This is a genomic window from Niallia oryzisoli (assembly GCF_036670025.1).
GTDB lineage: Bacteria > Bacillota > Bacilli > Bacillales > Cytobacillaceae > Bacillus_BD > Bacillus_BD oryzisoli.
The window spans coordinates 5,061,251-5,080,727 of the sequence record NZ_CP137640.1; the positions used below are offsets into that span (position 1 = coordinate 5,061,251).

The following is a 19,477-nucleotide window of genomic DNA, read 5'->3' on the forward strand; positions in this document are numbered from 1 at the left end:
TCTAATCGCCCCTAACTTCTTTTCCGATAAAACACTTTCATTGACCCTTATGATAATTCTTTTTCTAGGAATTTAGAAGAGGGAGTCAAGCACCATTAAACTGCTCCTGACTCCCTCTTCCTTTTTTCCTAAAAAGAAACTTATTTTAAATCACTTTGTGTTTTAGTTTATGGTCTCCTGTATTCATGTCCTTTTGCCAAAAAGTCCTTTTCGAAAAAACACTTAATAGGATTGGGACAATTAATAATACGATGGCTAGATAAATGATATGATATACCGATAATTGATCTAAAATCGCACCGCCAATTGCACTTCCAAACACGATTCCAAAATTAAAGGCACATGACTGCAAAGAAGTAGCCACATCTTTTCCCTTTTCCACCTGTTTGGTTGTTACGGCCTGGAATAACGTAGGAAGCGCCCCAAAAGAAACACCCCATAAAAGGAAAGCAAGATGTGAAACATATGGCATTCCCTTAAAGCCTGCAAACAAAAACATCGTTCCCAAAGCTAAAGTGAACAAAAATACGGTCAGAGGTCCAAGATGGTTATCCACCACCTTACCTGCTAGTACAACGGATAGGATGGTTCCAATTCCAAAAAGGATGGAAGCTAACTTGATTCCACCAACAAAATCAAAATAATCGACAAGCGGTGAAATATATGTATACAAACCATATTGTGCCATAATCGTAAGCAGCGTCACGATCAAACAAATGACGACGGATTTATTGCGAATGATATAAAAAGGAGAATTGGCAGTGGTTCTTTTTTCTCCTTCTACAGATGGTAAAATGATTTGTCCCAAAATGGCTATAATAAAAATAATAGCAGCAATCACACCAAATTCTATTCTCCATCCAAGTTCAGTGCCTATCGTTGTCATAATCGGCAAACCGATTCCAAGTCCCAAAGTACACCCGGACATGGTCACCGCAATGGCTCTCCCATGTAATGTAGAAGGTACTAGCCTCATAGCATAAGCAGAAACCATTGGCCATAATACACCTGCACTGATTCCTCCGACAAGTCTAGCAGCAGCTGATAGATAATAGGATGGAGAGAAGGCAACGATTAAATTGGAAACCCCGAATATATACATCAATATTGTTAAAAGTTTTTTTCTGTTCATTGGCATTGTCAAAGTAATTAACGGAATCGTTCCGAGCGCAGAAGCAATCGCATATACGCTTACTAATAACCCTATAGATGAATAGGATACAACCAAACCTTCACTCATTTCAGGCAGAATTCCCGACGGTACTAGTTCTGATAAAATCGCCATAAAGGTAACGCTTGATAAAATTAATAAATACAGCCATGGAAACTTTTCTATCTTCTGTTCCATATTTACTCCTTCCTCCCACCGTTTGGGCAACTGTACTACATATAATGGAATGTTTTTTCATTGCGATTTATTTATTCACCAATTATTAATTGTATACACTCAACCATGCTTAAATCAATGGGTATGCTTTACACTCTCGAAAATGGAAGAAAATGGTTGGTCAAGGAACCTGTCCCCCTGGTCCACTCGGCAAAAAAAAGGAAAGCTCTGTAATAAAGTAGTATCTTTACAGAGCTTTCCTTGAAATATATAGCGGGTCGACGTGCCTGTCCCCGTGTCCCTTATCCTGCAGCAATTTGTTCATTTCTATTTGATTCTTCATTTTCCAAGTATACTTTATCAGGTTTGACAACGAATATACTAATTAAAGTAGCAAGGATGAAGAAAGCCATAATGACATATAACACCATATCATAGGATTGTGTTTTTTCCAGAACAAAAGCACTTAACTGATTGCCTGTCAGTCCTGCCACGGCCCAAGCAGATAACGCTAGTCCATGTACAGTGGAAACACTATCTAACCCAAAGCGGTCAGATAACAGTGGCGGTAATGATGAAAATCCTCCGCCGTAACCTGCATTTACGATACAAAGTAAGGCGATGATAAGGATCGCGATCGAATGGTTAATACCATCAAATACAATGGTTAATAATATGGCTGCAATTGATAAAATGAAAATAATTTTATAGATGGAGTTTCGATCTTTTAATCGGTCAGCCCATGAAGAGAAAGCGATTCGTCCGCCTGCATTGAAAACAGCGGTTAACGAACTAACTAAACCAATCGCTCCAAATCCAATGAACGCTAAAATACCTTTTTCTTGTGATATCAACGCTAATCCACATGTAATATTAATATAGAACATCAGCCAAATGCCGATAAATGTTTTATTTGTTAACACCTTTTTATAGCTAAAGCTTAAGGCTTGTACACTTTCTTCTTCATATCCGGCTGGTTTCTTTAGAAGCAAGTGTCCAATAACCATCATGACTAAATAGATACCTGCTAATATATAAAACATAGTATAGATATTTGTAGGATTTACTAAAATTCCCTCTTGATTTCTTTCTCCGAGAAGTTTTTCCATTAAAGGACTAGCAATGACCTTCGCTAAGCCAAAACCGGCAACAGCGAGGCCTGTCGCTAACCCTTTTTGCTTTTCAAACCAAAGCATTAATGTTTTTACCGGTGTTAAATAACCGATACCAAGTCCAATCCCCATCACAATTCCATAAGAAACATAAATACCGATCAATGACTTTTGATAAATAAAGAAACCTGTACCCGCCATTCCAACGACAAAAAATAATGCCGCAATTAATGAGGACTTATGAATGTCCTTTTCAACAAATTTCCCGCCAAAAGCTGCAGACATTCCAAGGACAAAAATGGCTAAACTAAAGGCCCATTCCACTTCACCGACAGAACTCCCAATGTAAGTGGCAATATCCGCCTTGAACAATGACCAACAGTAAACTGTGCCAATACTACAGTGAATGAGCAGTGCTGGAAGTACAGCACGAATCCACTTATTTTCAAACTTACCCATATTAGAATCCCTCATTTCCACCCAACCATTAAATACGAATATTATTTTTATAAATAAATATTATGTTCGATTATAAAATATAAAATAGCATGAATTTAGTCGAATTATAGGTTGAATTAAGTTTATTTACGAAAATTAATAAAGTCATTATATATCATCTTGTGTCATAATAAAATAATATTTTTTAACATTTAGGTAGTTGTAATAGGGAAAAGGCTTAAAAATAGTGGACTTGATGCCTCCATTTACCACAGTTCGAAGGATAATTAGGTAATCAAAACGAAGTCCAAACAACTCTTTGTAGACAAGCATAAATATGTAGAAACCTTTGATTTCAAGGAGGATTCTTTCATGATAAATAAAAAAGCAAAAAAAAGGCTTACGACAGAAGAAAGATTAGAATCAATGGTATTGAAAGAAAACCAAGGCGGTGACCTATCAAACCAAGATTATGCTGTTTATGTTTTGTTTGGTGTCATCTTTCCAGGAGTCCTATTAATATGGGGATGGTTATAAATGTCTGATCAGGAATATAGCGAGACTGAAGGGTCTTATCCGCTGCTTCCCAATGAACGAACTTGGCGCCCTCGGGACTTATTGATGGTACTGATAAGCACATCTGTCGCTACATGGTGTTTTTTGGTTGGAGGGTATGTTGGTCTTTATTTAAATGCAAAAATGGGAATTGCCGCATTTACGGCAGGAACGATGATTGGAATGCTGTTCGTTTCGCTTGCTGTCATTCCAATAACTGCAAAATATGGAATTGATAGTATTACTTCCTCTAAACCGTTCTTTGGTAATCGAGGCTTTATTATCGCTTTATTACTGCAATACTTATCTGTGATTGGTTGGAATTCGATTCGCATCATTTTCTTTACCAAAGCAGCTACTCACATATTGGTGCTTTCAAATGTATTTAGTGAAACGATGAGTTCTATATTACTATCCTTACTTGCTATAGTAGCTGTCATAACCATCTGGTTTTTAATGAAGCTTGGATCGAGGGCAGTTAAGCATTTATCTACTATCCTTGCTATTCCGACTATCCTAATTGGAATATGGATGTTAATAATGATTATAAATATCTTTGGTTATCAAACAATTACTGAAGTTAAACCAGCCTATTCCTCTAATGATCGATTGTGGAATTACACAACTGGCATCGAAATAGGCTTGATAAGTATAATAGCTTGGTGGCCTTATTTAGGCGGGATCGTAAGAATTGTGCCCAAAGCAAGCCAAACGACCTTACCTTCAATCATTGGACTTAGTTTTCCTGTATCTTTAATGAGTTTTATTGGTTTATTATCAGTGTTATTAATGAATGATCCAGATCCTACTAGCTGGATGGTAGAATTAGGGGGCTCATTATATGGAACGATTGCATTAGCTTTTATTGCTGTTACCAACTTCGGATCAGCAGTGATTGGCGTTTATATCTCTTGCATAGGTTTGCGTAACTTATCTATCCTGAAAAAAAGATCATGGAACGCTACTATTTTAATTACATTAATTCCAATAGCGGTTGTGTCTGTTTTTATCCCGGAACTTTTCTTTGATAAATTTAGTAATTTCTTAACCTTCCTAGGAGTGTTGATTGCTCCTTTAGTTGGCATTCAGATCATTGACCATTTCATCTTTCGTAAAAAGCAACTTCATGTTAAGCATTTATATGATGCAGGACCAAACTCCGTTTATTCTTTCTGGAAAGGCTGGAACCCCGCCAGTATCATCGCTTTACTTTGCGGCGTTTTAACCTATTTCTATTTATTAAATCCACTAACGTACGAGTCCCATGCACCATATCAGTATTTAACAGCCACCCTGCCTACGATGGCTGTAGGTGCTTTTGTATACTTGATTATTACGCAATTTGTCATTATCCCTTTTGGATGGGGAGGTTATAGGAAAAGAAGTAAATGACAGAAGAAGCGAGACAGTCGAGATCGCACTGAAACAAAGTGTCGAGGAGGCTCGGCGGTTGCCCTAAGGTGCGCAAAGTGCCCGAACGGAAATCAACAAACATTAACAGAGCCAAATAAAAAGAAGCAAAACAAGCCCATTATTCCCACTATATTTGGATAATGGACCTGTTTTACTCTCTATTAACATAACTTCTATTCAATTCCACAAGTGCTTATGCACAGGCAACTTGTGGAACAAGATTTTTCGGGCCGTCACAGCGAACTACTAATTCAGGTTTGTGACCGCTTCCAATTCAACCTTCTCTTTTTTCGTACGAATTCCCATCCATACAAGCGCCCCGCAGACAGCTAAAATCAGGGCCATTAAATAGAAGGCATAGTGGAAACCAGTTCCCATATTCGAAGCACCTTCGATCATAACACCCGTTACATAAGGGCCAACCATTCCACCGATTGAACCAGCTGCTACAAAAATCCCTTGCGCCTTTCCATGATGCTGCGGGTGAATAATTTCAACAATAATAGCTGGACCTAATACTAAGATAACTGATCCCATTGTTAAACCTAGTGATAAAAAGGTGACAGCTAAAGCAGGGGTCGTTGCCAAGCTGCCTAAGAAATAAGCAAGCCCCCCTATCAATACCACTGGTCCCATCACAAAGACTCTTGATCGAACCATACTCCCAGTTTTACGGTATATTCTGTCGGAAAGCATTGAAAAAAGTAATTGGGATGCCATGATCAATATACCTGGCATGGTTACAGCTAAAGACATGCCAGCGTTCCCTAATTTTAAAACGGTTGCAAAATAATTAGGGGCCCAGGACATGAAAACGGACATCGACCAATAGGCAGTAAAACCGCAGATGATGACAATTAAGAAGTTCTTAGAAAATAAGGAAGGAATAAAACTAACTTTAGTATTCGAGCTCACTTGTAAAGTCTGTTTCTCTTCAACCGTATCCGGTTTTTCTTTCCCAAAGAATATCCAAAGCACTAACCAAATCAACGTAAGAATACCTGCTGCTAGAAATTGTGAACGCCAGCCATAATGTGTAATGAGATAGATACAAATGGGTGCTGAAACAGCTAAAAAGACAGGTGCACCAATAGAGACAAGAGAAAGTCCTGTTCCCGTTTTTTCTTTTGGAAGCCATTTAGACGCAGCGGTCATAGCTAATGCATATGATGGACCTTCTGCTATACCAAGAATAATTCGTGTTAATAATAGAATCGGCAAGCTGTAAATAAACATCGTTGAAAATTGAACGGCTGCCCATAAAACAACAATAATCGTAATCACGTGCTTTGTTCCCATCTTGTCTGCCATTGATCCGCCAAAAATAGCAGAAACGGCAAACATCCAATAGAAAGCACTGCCAATCAATCCCCACTCCGTTGGTGATAGCCCTAATTCATCCATGATAGGTACTGATGCATATCCAATCATCGCTTTTTCTACATTACTAATCCCTATCATTAAAAATAACAACAATATCATCGTCCATGCTTTTTTGGTTATTTTTGAGTTTAATTTCTCCATCCCTTTTATCTCTCCCTAATTCGCAACGAAAATTCCTATCTCATTTTTTAGAATGATAGATGAGTAGATAGAAACCTTTCGAAACATATGTTTAAAATAAATTTCACCCATTTATTTCATTACTAATTGATCATCTTTTTAAAAAAAGTCATCATCAGTTTCTCATTTAGGAGTTTCGAGATGGTTCAATTTGAGTATATTCACGATGAAAAATCACAACTCATTAAAACTCCAATCACCACAAACCCAACCATTACCACTGTTAAGAAAAGCTTTATTAAAAACGGTCAACCACTGATATACCTACATTCGAATACTCGCTCATTCCGGCGATGACACCATATGCCTCATCTAAAGACACACACTGAGATACTAATTGACTAGGATCAATCTGAACGCTTTCTATTAGGTTGAACATAGCTGGATAACGTGATGTTGGCATACCTGAGCTTCCCATTACCTGAATCTCTTTGGCAACAATCATATCAATCGGAAGCGAAATAAATCCCTTTTCCTTTTTGGTCGTCAACCCGATTTGCAGATGACGGCCGCGTTTTCCTAGACTTAAAATGGCTTTCTGACAGGTTTCTGAAATTCCTAAGGCATCGACAGATACATCCGCTCCACCTTTCGTGATTTCACGAACGGCCTCAACAGGATCGTGATACGCTCCATTTACCGTGATATGGGCGCCTAATTGTTTTGCCAGCTCTAATTTATCCTCTCCAATATCTACTGCAATTACCTTTGCACCAAGGGAGCTCGCTAGTTGTATGGCCGATAAGCCTACACCGCCACATCCATGGATCACGACCCATTCACCGGCTTGAACCTTTACTTGGTCTACGATCCCATGATAAGCGGTGACAAAACGGCATCCTAATGAAGCAGCCGATACAAAATCCATCGATTCTGGTAAATAAACGAGATTCCCGTCTGCATTCGGAACGTGGACATACTGACTATATCCTCCCCAATAGCTGATTCCTGGAATCACACGGTTATCACATAGATTATGATGGCCTCCTAAACAATGTGGGCAGGTATTATCACTCTGAGCAACAGGAACAATGACTTTGTCACCCTTTTGAAACTTCCTCACTTGACTTCCGACTTCCTCAACGATTCCTGTAAATTCATGGCCCATGACATGCGGGAATTCTTTTACCACATTTGCATCTCCCGCCCATATATGCCAATCACTGCGGCAAATTCCATTAGCTATCACTTTGATGATGACTCCATCTGGTGTTAGGGTTGGATCAGAAACCTCTTTTACCGACATCGGCTTTCCTGTTTCTTCTAATAATAGGGCACGCATGATTTATTCCTCCTCGATCAATGGTCAACCCGTTGGCAGGGTTCAAAAATTTTTCCTTCACCTTATTTATACAAATAGTAAATATTTTTTAATTCAAAGTTCTTTTATGGTAGGTAATACTATGGTAGTTTACATATTCCTGTAAGCCAGACATTCCTCGTTCCCAGCCAATGCCGCTTCTTTTTACTCCGCCAAAAGGAACAAAATTCATACCAAGAGGAGAGTCAATGCTTCCATTAATCCCTGTGCAGCCAGCTTCGATTTTCCTAGCAACTCTAAGTCCCTTCTCGTAATCCGATGTCCAAACAGAAGATCCGAGACCATACTCTGTATCGTTTACCATTCGGAGCACTTCTTCTTCGTTTTTGTACGATATCAATGGAACAACGGGACCAAACTGTTCACATTGAACAATCTCTTGATGATTCTTCACATGGGTAACAACCGTCGGATGGATGTAATAGCCATTATTCCAGTTTTCTGGTTCAAGCTTCGTACCTAATTCTGTTACTCGCGCATATTGCTTTGCCCTTTGAATGAGGGAGGTAACATACTGATATTGGTGTTGATTATTAACCGGTCCGAATGTAGCATCTGGATTTAAGCCATGACCAATCTTATAGTGATCCACATAGCTCATAAAAATTTCACAAGCATCCTTATATAGTTTTTCTGGAAGATAGATTCTCTTTGTCGCTACACATACTTGTCCAGAACGTCTAAACGTTAACTCCGAAATTTCTCGTAAAACCTCTTCTAAATTGGCATCATCTAAAATGATGGCAGGATCATTTCCACCTAATTCAAAGTGCAATCGTTTTAACGAATCCGCAGCGGATTTCATAATGCTAATAGCCGTTTTTTCTCCGCCAGTCAACGTAATTTTTCGTACAAGCGGATGGGATGTTAGGGCTTCACCAACCTCCATTTCTCCATGAACAATGTTGATGACACCTGGCGGAAGTAGTTTTGACATTTCTCTAAAAGCCAAGGTAACTGCCAAGGATGCGTTAGGAGATGGTTTAAGTACAACGGTATTTCCCGTTATTAAAATGGGAAGGACTTTCCCCATCGCAATTCCCATCGGTACATTCCAAGGGGTAATCGCAGCCACTACTCCTAGTGGAACTTTTTCAATCATGATACGTGTGTGTTCATCCTCAGCATATTTAGGTTCAAAAAATTCCTGTGCCAGTTTTACCGTTTCACGAATAGACATGATGGATGCCATGATATCTCTGTTACATGCCGATAAAAGCATGCCGGTTTCTTTTGTCAGTAAAGTTGCATATTCATTAGTGCCTTTTTCAAGCATATTTGCTGCCTCTAATAGCAGCTGAGCTCTTTGTTCAAAAGTTATTTCCCGCCAAGAAAGAAAGGCTTGATGTGCCGTTTTAACTGCTTGATCGACGTGATGGGCTCTTCCTTGAGCTACGTTACCAGCAATATCCGTTAACCTTCCAGGATCAACAACGTCTCTATACTGATCTGTTTTCACATCTTCATGATTAATCCATAAATCAACATGCTTTACATCGACTTGATTTATATTCAAACTTTTAACCTCTTCTCTTCGTGGTATTTTTTCAAAATATTCTGAAATAATAAGGCGTAATAATTACCCTTGTTCAATGGGTCTTAAATAGGACTTGTTCGTTTTCGGATGATTGGTTTTAATAAAACAGTTTTAATGTAACACCAAAGATTCAACCATCATAATCAGTGGACTTTTCTTACCGTGCCTCTAACTGCCTTTCACAGCTAATGTCATACGAGTTCGATAGAATCCTAATGGCATCTTCTTTTTCCAATGATCTAGGAGAAAATACAGAAGGTTTATAGAATAGATCTATGTTAGCCAACATCTCGTCCTTGTTAGGAATATAGGAATTCATCGATGGCATATTCACATCTTTATACAGTGATCTCACGGTGTTTCTCGTTATAACTCCAATTTCTTCTGCTGATGCTTCAGGAGGAATCTCCGCTCCTAGGGCTTCTGCTACTAAGCGAACTTTATCTGGCGCAGCAGGTGCTATAAAAGAAAGAGCTTCCGCTAATAGAAAGGACACGGCATTACCATGCGGGATCGGATAAACACTGCTTAGTGGTGAACCTAAGTCGTGAGGTATCCCACCAAAAGGTCCTCTAAGTGACATGCCTGCTAGAGTCGCAGCCAAAGCCATGCCTTCGCGGGCTTCAAGATTGGATCCATCATGTACGGCTGTACGTAAATGTTTTCCAACAAGTGTGATGGCCTCTAATCCCAAAACATCACTAATTCTGTTACTGCTTTTAGACGTTACTGCCTCAACAGCATGGCATAACGTATCAAATCCTGTTAATGCTGTAATCGCAGACGGGAGATTTTCATGAAGCTCAGGATCAATAATACCCAAACTGATTCCACATATAATTGGTCTCTTACCATGGGTCATACTGTCGGTGATCACGCCCCCAGGAGTGGCTTCACTCCCTGTGCCTGCTGTCGTTGGCATGACAATGAGCGGTTTCATCATTTTCTCATCAAGTGGCGGCGAGTCTAATTTTGCATAATAATTGCTTATAGGACCAGGATACGATAATAAGATTCTCACTCCTTTTCCTGTATCCAAAGAACTCCCTCCTCCTATTGCCAGGATGCCGTTTACGTTTTCTCCTAGACCCAGTTCTCCTGCCTCATTTATTGAATAATCAGGCGGGTTAGGTTCTACCTTATCGTAAGTTACAATTTCAATACCGCATGAAGTAACATAATCTGTTATTCTATCCACAATACCTGCAGACTTTATCCCCTTATCATAGATGAAAAGAACTTTTGTCACTCCCATTTCTTTTAGCTTTTCACCTACATTTTTAGAAGTTCCATTCCCAAAAAGTAATTTGTTCGGACTATCAAATACACTTGGCATGATCCTTATTCCTCCCTTTTATTTTCCTATTCATTCAAGCTAGTAAACTTTTATTGGATGACCTCCTTTTATAAAATAAAAACATATATCATAAATTAGTCAGTATACTGACTAATTAGGAAAAACATTCTTATCGTTATAAATGCTAAAAAATCAACCTCTACTTACAATTTCTTATTTTCTTAAGAGCAGTAATTAAGCACTCTCGCTCCTGATCTGTTAAATCTTTCGTTAAAAATCTATTTACCTCCACAGCCTGTTCCAGCATAGCCTCTTTAATGGCAAGTGCTTTCTCTGTTATATAAATCAAACTAGACCGTTTGTCAGATGGATTAACTCCTTTTCTTATATAACCTGATGCTTCCAGTTTATTTACAATACCACTGATGGTTGTTCGATCCTTTTGAATCATTTCACCTAATTGCAGCTGATTAATACCATCCTTCTTAAATAAATAAGTAAGAGCAACCGCTTGTTCCGGTGTCAGACTATATTCTGACAATCTCTCCTGAGAAAGTGCAAAGGCTGTTTGGTTACACTTGGAAAGTAAAAAAGATAAACTTTCGTTGAGTTCAAACATTAAAAAAGACTCCTATCAAAATAAATTGGTTTTGGTATCTATTCAATCTAGTTCATTTCTATTTTATATCAAATAATCAGTATGCTGACTATTTGAATATTAGCACAGCTTAATTATTTAGTCAATATTCAGATTATTTAATATATTTATAGTGATATTTAATGTGAGAGAGTACGCGAAACCCTCGTGTCCCTTGCCTCAACCTCCATTTGGAAGGAGAAGAACCGCCCCCTGCTTCTTTCAAAAATATAGTCCTTGATAAAACCTGTATACTATTCCCGCTGCACAACAAAATCTGCAAGTTCATTAATACTAAGAAATTCCTTGCATCGATTGCGGATTAGTTTTGAAACGAGGGGGCGGTTCTCGCGTTTCAATTAAGGTATTTTCCCCAAAATAACTCCTCAAAATCCACTATTATTTTCCATAACATCGAAAAAAAGTGCCCTGAGAATTGTCTCAATGAAAGTTAACGCAGTTTACTCTATGACTTCAAACCATAATGGAGACTGATCCATTGGGTCTCCATTGTAATTGACCACGAGTTCTTCTCCCTCACGAATATCTTCCCTTGCATAGAAGTCTATCGATTTGTTTTCAATATTCGTAATATACCCTACATTTGGAGTGTATGAGTGATTGTATAAAGAGCCATATCCTAAAGCGAGAGCTTTATCGTCGTCCCAACGGAAAATATAGTTCACAAGAACACTTTCCCTCATTTGTTTCCATTCAACTTTAGGAATGATAATCACTGGTGCTACCTCAATGAATTCGTCCTTCTCAATATTACGGGCCGCAAATATCCCACGACCATATTTCTCCGTATATTTCATAACGATGGGTCCCAAAAGTATTTCCTCCTTTATTTTAAATCCTTAAGATGCTCTTGAAGATAGCTATTCCGATCTGAAATAAAACGTAGAATGGATTCTCGCTCGTTATCAAACAGATCGATAGACATCTTTTTATAAGGATCTAAAGTTATATATGGGCGTATTTGCCTGTATAGATTTGTAATTTTTGGTTCTAATGCTGCAGTGGTAAACGAGGTTTCCAAAATTTCTTCAAGGAGAAGACGATATTGATCGCGGTATTCTTTTACATCAAGAAGGCGTGCAGTGAGTGTATTATAGCCTTCAATGGGAACATAATTGTATTCCATAATTTCTCCATCCCAATCTCTGCCCCACGTTGCATCATAATCCCAGGGAATCATTTGGAATAATCCATCTTCCCCATTTCTATATAGTGCATAATTGTGAATAAAACCGTCATAGTTCTGCGTACAAACCACACCACACAGCCACAACAAATATTTTTTGACATCCAAGTACTTTGTAATTTCTTCACCAAAATCTTTTCGTGAAATCGTATTAATTTTATAAATGAGCACCTCTAAATCAAGGTCATCCTCATCTTCCCCTAATTTCCGAACATATCCCGATAGAAGGGAAGTCTTCGGATTATGTTCTGGGGTTAATAAAGAAAAATTAGCAAGATATTCCGTTGCATAAAAGATTGGACCATACGGAAGCTTTCTTTTTTGTAAAAACCATTCATCGACCGATTCAAGCTGTAAATAAATACCCATAGGCTCTCCATTAAGTTCGATGAAAACATGCTTACAATCAGGTGAATGACTCCCAATGGTCTGAAAAAAGTCAAAGGATAGCTTGTTACGAATGAATGAGGGGTCGCAATATTCAGCATTCAAGTGAATTTCACGCCCTGCAAATTTCCCGTTAAACGTTCCAAAGTCGATTCTATACGATTTTTTGAGGAAATTGCGTATGTGATCCCCTCGATAAGTAATACCAACCTCGTATGGAATATGGTCTGCTACCAGCTTGGCAGGAAGAGGCTCCTCATTCCAAACATCGCTTTCCAGTACTTCAAGATGCTTAGGCTCAATAAAAATACTGATTGTAGGGATATTGTGCTGCATAACATCATCCCCCCTTTTTTTACATTTCATCTTATGAGGAAGAAAGTATGTTTGATAATAAAAATAAATAAATAAATTAATAAAAAAAAATAAATAAATTAATAAAAAAAAATAAATAAATTAATAAAAAAAAATAGAACAAATAAATTTGGATTTCATAATATACATAGTCTTTGAAATTCTAATGAAAAGGTGGTTTTATACATGGGAGCATCCCAAATTTTAGAATTAATTGAACAAGCAAGAAAATCAGAACTTGGTGAGTTCTTGACTCAAAATCCAGTAGCAAAAGGTACTGGTAAAGGTAAGGGTACTGGTAAAGGAAAAGGCACAGGTAAAAAGAAAGGTAAGTAAGAATTAGACTTACCCAGGCTGTTGGGAAATTCCCAGCAGCCGTTTTTGATTCACCACACCTAATCAATCGGCAGTTGAGGAATTTTTAGCTATAACTCCTTCAAATAAAACAAGAGTTTATTCCAAACGTAAAGGTTGCACATAAGCATATAAAGTATATCCAAGAAGGTGTAACCGTCATTTAATTACGAATAAATCAATTTCGATAATAAGGAGGAATAAACAAATTGATGCACCCAGATACAGAAATTCGGTATGTAAGCGAGGATGTAGGCGTTGGTGTGTTTGCAACAAAATTAATCCCTAAAGGAACCATTATCTGGATTAAAGATGAATTAGATATGATTCTGACAGAGGAATATATTGATAGTCTTGATGATTTGCGAAGTGAGTATATATATAAATACGCCTATTTAGATACTGATGGTATATATGTTCTTTCTTGGGATCATGCAAAATATATGAATCATAACTTCAATCCGAATTGTGTAGATACAGCTTATGATTTTCAGTTGGCGGCGAGAGACATTCAACCTGGTGAAGAATTAACATCTGATTATGGAGCATTCGGTGAGGATGAAACGTTTGAATGTGCACCAGAAGAAGGAACCACAATAATGAAAGTGACTGCAGATGACTATTTAACCTATTATGAAGAGTGGGACAGAATGGCAATAGATGCGTTTAAGTTTTTTAATTTGGTAGAACAACCGCTAAAACATTTAATTAGTGATCAATATATTGATAAAGTAAATGCAGTTGCTAATGGAACAGAACCCCTAGATTCTATCCTCAATTTATTTATGGATGAGGAAGGGGATGACACTCAGTAAAGGTTCCTTCATTCTCGCTTTAAAGGACATTCTCCTTCATAACCGTACAGCTCACCCATGCGATACCATGTTAAACAAACTAAATTCAAAATCACTACATTCATATTATAATCTATTTAAAAAGACCAGCATGACTGGTCTTTCGGTTATAATAACCACCTCTATTTATGGTACGGTTCACTGTAACGCATGTAAATGAAGTTTTTATTGTTTAATTAAAGTTTGTACATAACTAAAATAAAGCTTGCCTTATATTTTTTAAGACAAGCTTCATAGTCATGTATTCTTTAAAAAATTAATAATGAAATCTCTTCCGTAGATGAAAAGGAAAAATACCTCCCTTTTCCAAGAACATGGGTGATGTCACAAATAATTTGCCAGTCATGCTTTACCTCTCCCGGAATCGGATAGCTCGCTTCCCTCAACGTTACTCTCCCTTCCAGATTGGTTATCGTCCGAGAAGCTGTACTAAATCCGATTTAAAGAAAAAAACCTGCTCTCTCGTTTGGAGGGAGCAGGACATGGAAGCAGGGGAACCATCTCCTCACTTCTTAATATTTATAAGATTGTCCACCATCAATTGGAATAACCGTTGCATTATTGAAGTTGGCCTGATCAGAAAGTAGGATGCCACTAAATAACAGTGTAATCACTTAGAAAAAAATACCGACTTAATTGAGTCGGTATTTAGGTTTTCCGTAATATCAAACTAACATCCTAGTTAACGGAATACTTAACAATACTTGTTTTTCTTTTCCCTGTCTTAATAATTTAATCATTTCCAGCATTACCATGAGGTTTTTATATCTATTATAAGTCAGAAATCATTCCACCATCTACTACAAATTGAGCTCCAGTTGAATAGCTAGAATCATCAGAAGCAAGGTATATAACTAAATTTGATACTTCTTCTACTTCTGCTCTTCTTCTTAGTGGAATATCTTGTTCAAGTTGCTTAAGATATTCTTCAACATCTGGTTGGTCAGCCATAGGTGTTTTGATAATTCCTGGATGTACAGAATTTACACGGATATTATATTGTCCAAGCTCAGCAGCTGCACCTTTAGTCATACCAGTTACTGCATGTTTAGAAGCACTATAAGCAATAGCCGTTGGTGCACTCACCAAACCATCTACAGAAGAAATATTAACAATAGAACCTACACCAGCTTTTTTCATAGAAGGCAATACTTTTTGCATTCCTAAGAATACACCAAGCTCATCTACTTTAAATGTTAATTCAAAGTCTTTTACAGTTAGTTCTTCTAATGTTTTGAAGATACCAATTCCTGCGTTGTTTACTAACACATTGATCGGACCAAATGTTTCTTCTGTTTTTGCTATAACTTCTACCCAATTCTCTTCACTAGCAACATCTAGTTTAAGTGCGATTGCGTTTTCTCCTAATTCATCGGCTAGTTTTTGTGCACCCTCAAAGTTAAGGTCAGTAATCGCTACTTTTGCTCCTTCTTCCACGAATTTACGAGCATGCATAGCGCCCATACCTTGTGCTGCCCCTGTAATGATTGCTACTTTACCATCTAGTTTACCCATTATGCATTCCTCCAAATTTCTTTAAAAAATCACAATAATTTTTAACAACTCTGGTAAAAATCCACTTACTTATCAACCTGAACTATTATTTGTTGAAGAATTTCCTTTATTCTTTTCAATTTCTATTGCTATACAAGTCCCTATTTGCCCTTTAGTCCAATTTATTGATTATTGTGCTGTATACCCGCCATCAACAGTCAAGCTATTACCAGTCATGAATGAAGAATCATCAGATGCCATGAATAATACAGCTTTTGCCATTTCTTCTGCTTTACCAAGACGTTTCATCGGTGTGACTGCAGATAAAGCCTGTTTGCTTTCTTCCGGTATAATTGGTGTATCAATGAAGCCAGGGCATAATGCGTTAACACGAATATTTTGTTCTGCATATTCAAGAGCAAGAGAACGAGTTAAGTTAATCACGCCGCCTTTTGCTGCGTTATAAGCTGCTGAACCAGGTGATCCAACCCATCCGTACATAGATGCCGTATTCACGATCGTACCACCGCCTGTCTTTAACATTTCACGGATAGATTCACGTGCTACTAAGAAGACACCATCTAAATCAACATTTACGGTATTGCGCCATTCTGAGTACTCTAAATCATGGGTAGAATGAACACGGCCGATTCCCGCATTGTTGAAGACAACATCTACTTTGCCGAACGTTTCAACGGTTTGTTTAAAGATATTTGCGACTTCCTCTTCACTTGTAATATTTGCTTTTATAAAAAGAACTTCTGCGTTAAGCGCTTTCAATTCTACCTCGAAGGCTTTTCCCTTTTCCTCATTTAAATCAACAAGAACTACTTTGGCTCCTTCTGAAACGAATAATCGTGCTGTTGCTGCACCAATACCAGATGCTCCTCCGGTAATTACAGCTACTTTATCTTGTAATTTTCCCATCCTAGTTCCTCCTCATACCAAGAATTCAAAAGCACATTTAAGATAAAAATAATAGATATATCTATTATTTGTGCTTTTTTGTTCACAATTAAATTGTACTATTTTGTTCACATTTAACAATCATTAAGATATCACTAAGTGTCTATTAGATAGACACTTATGATAAATCTGTTTATATTGAAGGAGAATCTTTCATGAATAATGAACAAACTATGAAATATCAACGACAAAATCGGACAAAAGCACATTTAAGGGATGCATTGATTGAACTTATTAAAGAAAAGGGTTACCATTCCGTTACTGTAAAAGATATTGTCGATTACGCCGCTTATAATCGTAGTACATTTTATATCCATTACACAGATAAAATTGAATTGGCTGAGGATTTACTCGTTTCCATGCTTCAGGGATTAGAAGCTTCCGCGGGCAAACCTTATGTATCAGGGCAAAAAGTTTATACAGCCAAGCTAGATGCGCCATCTTTTAATATCGTTTCTTACATCTATACTAATCGTAATTTTTTTACATTAATTAACTACGATGACACATTACCAGGTTTACATACACGGTTTCCTCAAACGATCTTAATAATCTATAAGAAACATTTTATTTTTGAGACCATCAACAATATCCCCGTGAATATGGAATATTTTAAACGTTACACAGCCTATGGCTTTTACGGACTCCTTCAAAATTGGATCCAAAATGGGTTCAAAGAAACCCCAGAGAATTTTATCCAAGAAGTCATTAATCTAACGAAAACACATATTTACTCGTTTAAGTACATTGATAACACACCTACCTGATGGGATATATTAGCTTAAAAAATAAAGGGGCAAAACATATTAAACATAACTAATATGCTTTGCCCCTATTTATGGATATAGATTGTACCTATTTATCAAATTTTACACTGATATTAAAGATTCGACCTAGATTATCCGTCATTTTTCCACTGACTATTGAAGCTCTCCTTAAACTTCAATACTCTTTGTTTATTGAATATCTATAATAGGGAGAATTTTATTGTGAAAAAATCGTTTATAATGCGAATCATTGTAATGTGGTTGATATTAATGTCTGCATGCGAAAGTGAAGAAGACAAGGAATTATTAGAAAGGTCAAAACAATTTGCAATTGGTCAGTTAGCAAACTAAAGAAATAGACACAGCTATGATCGATGTATAGAAGTATTCCTTTCTGCAAAATGGGATTCCCTTTTAACAAAAAATTCCCTCATACCATATTGTATAAGGGAATTTATAATAGTTTTTAGTTATTTTTTGAAAACCTCATTTACTTATGATATGGTTCACCGTGCTGTAACTAAATGAGGTTTTTTACATACTTATTTTTTAATATCTACTGTTACTAATAGCATGATCAACAGAATTGTGCTTTCTATAAGTAATACCTCATATGACTCCCATTACTTATACTAAATCTAAAGCTATTTCCATCATCTTTGTAAATGAAGTTTGTCTCTCCTCTTGTGTTGTTTGTTCATGTGTAATCATATGGTCACTTACTGTTAAAATTGTTAATGCTTTAACTCCAGCACTAGCAGCATTTAAATATAAACTTGTCGTTTCCATTTCTTCCGCTAATATTCCCATCTTAGCCCACTTTTCTGTTGCAGTTTCATCAGCATTATAGAAAACATCACTAGATAGTACATTTCCTACATGAACCTTATAATTCTTTTCATCAGCTATTTTCTTAGCTTTCTCTAATAATTCATAAGATGCTGTAATTGGAAATTGACCTGGAAGATTCAATTGATGTGCATAATTTGAATTTGTTGCTGCTCCCATAGCAAGTATAATATCATATAACTTAATCTCATTTTGCATAGCCCCACATGAACCTATACGAATTAAATTTTTAACTCCAAAAACATTAATTAGTTCCCATGAATATATTGCCATGCTGGGTGTCCCCATACCGGTACCCATAACAGAAACTTTCTTTCCTTTATATTCGCCTGTGTACCCCAACATACCTCTAACTTCATTAAAAAGAACATGTTTTTCTAAAAAGTTTTCAGCTATAAACTTTGCACGGAGTGGATCTCCTGGCAAAAGTATAGTTTCTGCTATTTCTACTCCATTTGGCTTAATATGTGGTGTTTCTTTTAATTCATTGTTTTTCATTTGGTTCTCTCCTTAATATCTTTATATTATTGTTATACTATATCTTTTGTAATCGAGTTTTTTTCTATTAAATGAGACTTATCTTTAATTAATTTGTATAGGGCTTACTTCTAATAGTAAGTCCTATTAAAAAATCTGCATCACTTACAGTACATTTCTCCCCAAAACATTCAATCTAAATTTAGTAAAAACCTCATTTTTTTATGATACGGTTCACCATACTACAACCCAACACCACCAATTATTTGTTAGTAGCTTAGGCGTATTGGGAAGTTTAAATATATGAAAGAAAATTTATTCCGGTATTACGATCTCCAGCTGTCCTTCAACACTAATGATCTCAATCACCTGATCAGTAAACAGATAAGGTGTATCAAATCGATCCTGCTTTTTCATATCCAGATAATGATTATTGGCAGTCAAGACAGGGAAAACCGCATTCGTCTTTTTGAACATATTTTGGCTTACCTCTAAATCTGCCATCAAGATGATTTGTTTTTGAGAAATGGCAAAAAAGAGCTTTCCAATCTCTTTGTCATTATCCATG

The 19,477-nt window shown here is 36.9% G+C and carries 18 protein-coding genes and 1 pseudogene; 5 read left to right on the forward strand and 14 right to left on the reverse strand.

Translation table 11 applies throughout. The annotated features are described in order from the left end of the window. Positions 1 to 145 precede the first annotated feature (145 nt). On the reverse strand, positions 146 to 1,348 hold the full coding sequence (locus R4Z09_RS25335) for an MFS transporter (RefSeq protein WP_338449459.1): 1,203 nt from the start codon (positions 1,346 to 1,348) through the stop codon (positions 146 to 148). A 281-nt stretch (positions 1,349 to 1,629) separates the two neighbouring features. Further along, entirely contained in the window at positions 1,630 to 2,898 is a 1,269-nt protein-coding gene (locus tag R4Z09_RS25340; protein WP_338449460.1) for an OFA family MFS transporter, read from the reverse strand. Between the two features lie 351 nt (positions 2,899 to 3,249). Between R4Z09_RS25340 and R4Z09_RS25345 the strand changes: the two genes are divergently transcribed. Both R4Z09_RS25345 and R4Z09_RS25350 read left to right on the forward strand, forming a co-directional pair. Beyond that, positions 3,250 to 3,414, forward strand: a complete 165-nt coding sequence (locus tag R4Z09_RS25345; protein ID WP_338449461.1) for a hypothetical protein — start codon at positions 3,250 to 3,252, stop codon at positions 3,412 to 3,414. Next, a complete protein-coding gene (locus R4Z09_RS25350) occupies positions 3,415 to 4,824 on the forward strand; it encodes a purine-cytosine permease family protein (RefSeq protein ID WP_338449462.1) in 1,410 nt (469 codons plus the stop codon). A gap of 267 nt (positions 4,825 to 5,091) precedes the next feature. On the opposite strand, the gene R4Z09_RS25355 is transcribed toward R4Z09_RS25350, so the two are convergent. From R4Z09_RS25355 to R4Z09_RS25385, 7 genes are all read right to left on the reverse strand, one after another. Then, positions 5,092 to 6,369 carry an MFS transporter gene (locus R4Z09_RS25355; RefSeq protein WP_338449463.1) on the reverse strand — a complete coding sequence of 426 codons (1,278 nt, stop codon included), beginning with the start codon at positions 6,367 to 6,369 and terminating at the stop codon, positions 5,092 to 5,094. A 277-nt stretch (positions 6,370 to 6,646) separates the two neighbouring features. Further along, on the reverse strand, positions 6,647 to 7,690 hold the full coding sequence (locus tag R4Z09_RS25360; RefSeq protein WP_338449464.1) for a zinc-dependent alcohol dehydrogenase family protein: 1,044 nt from the start codon (positions 7,688 to 7,690) through the stop codon (positions 6,647 to 6,649). Positions 7,691 to 7,778: 88 nt separating this feature from the next. Further along, entirely contained in the window at positions 7,779 to 9,245 is a 1,467-nt protein-coding gene (locus tag R4Z09_RS25365; RefSeq protein ID WP_338449465.1) for an aldehyde dehydrogenase family protein, read from the reverse strand. A 178-nt stretch (positions 9,246 to 9,423) separates the two neighbouring features. Continuing rightward, a complete protein-coding gene (locus R4Z09_RS25370) occupies positions 9,424 to 10,602 on the reverse strand; it encodes an iron-containing alcohol dehydrogenase (RefSeq protein ID WP_338449466.1) in 1,179 nt (392 codons plus the stop codon). Between the two features lie 160 nt (positions 10,603 to 10,762). Further along, positions 10,763 to 11,182 carry a MarR family winged helix-turn-helix transcriptional regulator gene (locus tag R4Z09_RS25375; protein WP_338449467.1) on the reverse strand — a complete coding sequence of 140 codons (420 nt, stop codon included), beginning with the start codon at positions 11,180 to 11,182 and terminating at the stop codon, positions 10,763 to 10,765. A gap of 479 nt (positions 11,183 to 11,661) precedes the next feature. Then, entirely contained in the window at positions 11,662 to 12,033 is a 372-nt protein-coding gene (locus R4Z09_RS25380) for an SET domain-containing protein (RefSeq protein WP_338449468.1), read from the reverse strand. 14 nt (positions 12,034 to 12,047) lie between these two features. Continuing rightward, complete coding sequence (locus R4Z09_RS25385; RefSeq protein WP_338449469.1) at positions 12,048 to 13,130, reverse strand: CotH kinase family protein; 1,083 nt, start codon at positions 13,128 to 13,130, stop codon at positions 12,048 to 12,050. Between the two features lie 204 nt (positions 13,131 to 13,334). On the opposite strand from R4Z09_RS25385, the gene R4Z09_RS25390 reads away from it, so the two are divergent. After that, positions 13,335 to 13,484, forward strand: a complete 150-nt coding sequence (locus R4Z09_RS25390; RefSeq protein ID WP_338449470.1) for a hypothetical protein — start codon at positions 13,335 to 13,337, stop codon at positions 13,482 to 13,484. Between the two features lie 230 nt (positions 13,485 to 13,714). Further along, on the forward strand, positions 13,715 to 14,317 hold the full coding sequence (locus R4Z09_RS25395) for an SET domain-containing protein (protein ID WP_338453360.1): 603 nt from the start codon (positions 13,715 to 13,717) through the stop codon (positions 14,315 to 14,317). A gap of 305 nt (positions 14,318 to 14,622) precedes the next feature. Here the strand turns inward: R4Z09_RS25395 and R4Z09_RS31190 are convergent. The 3 genes and pseudogenes from R4Z09_RS31190 to R4Z09_RS25405 all read right to left on the reverse strand — a co-directional run. Beyond that, a pseudogene (locus tag R4Z09_RS31190) lies at positions 14,623 to 14,772 on the reverse strand (hypothetical protein); the annotation flags it as partial. Between the two features lie 355 nt (positions 14,773 to 15,127). Then, positions 15,128 to 15,871 carry a glucose 1-dehydrogenase gene (locus R4Z09_RS25400; protein WP_338449471.1) on the reverse strand — a complete coding sequence of 248 codons (744 nt, stop codon included), beginning with the start codon at positions 15,869 to 15,871 and terminating at the stop codon, positions 15,128 to 15,130. Between the two features lie 168 nt (positions 15,872 to 16,039). Further along, complete coding sequence (locus tag R4Z09_RS25405) at positions 16,040 to 16,777, reverse strand: SDR family NAD(P)-dependent oxidoreductase (protein ID WP_338449472.1); 738 nt, start codon at positions 16,775 to 16,777, stop codon at positions 16,040 to 16,042. 194 nt (positions 16,778 to 16,971) lie between these two features. Between R4Z09_RS25405 and R4Z09_RS25410 the strand changes: the two genes are divergently transcribed. Then, entirely contained in the window at positions 16,972 to 17,583 is a 612-nt protein-coding gene (locus tag R4Z09_RS25410; RefSeq protein ID WP_338449473.1) for a TetR/AcrR family transcriptional regulator, read from the forward strand. 627 nt (positions 17,584 to 18,210) lie between these two features. Here the strand turns inward: R4Z09_RS25410 and deoD are convergent. Together deoD and R4Z09_RS25420 are read right to left on the reverse strand one after the other, a co-directional pair. Then, positions 18,211 to 18,930 (reverse strand): purine-nucleoside phosphorylase, encoded by a 720-nt coding sequence (deoD, locus tag R4Z09_RS25415; protein WP_338449474.1) that lies wholly within the window; start codon positions 18,928 to 18,930, stop codon positions 18,211 to 18,213. Between the two features lie 294 nt (positions 18,931 to 19,224). Beyond that, a complete protein-coding gene (locus tag R4Z09_RS25420; RefSeq protein WP_338449475.1) occupies positions 19,225 to 19,476 on the reverse strand; it encodes a hypothetical protein in 252 nt (83 codons plus the stop codon). Between the last annotated feature and the right edge of the window lies 1 nt (position 19,477).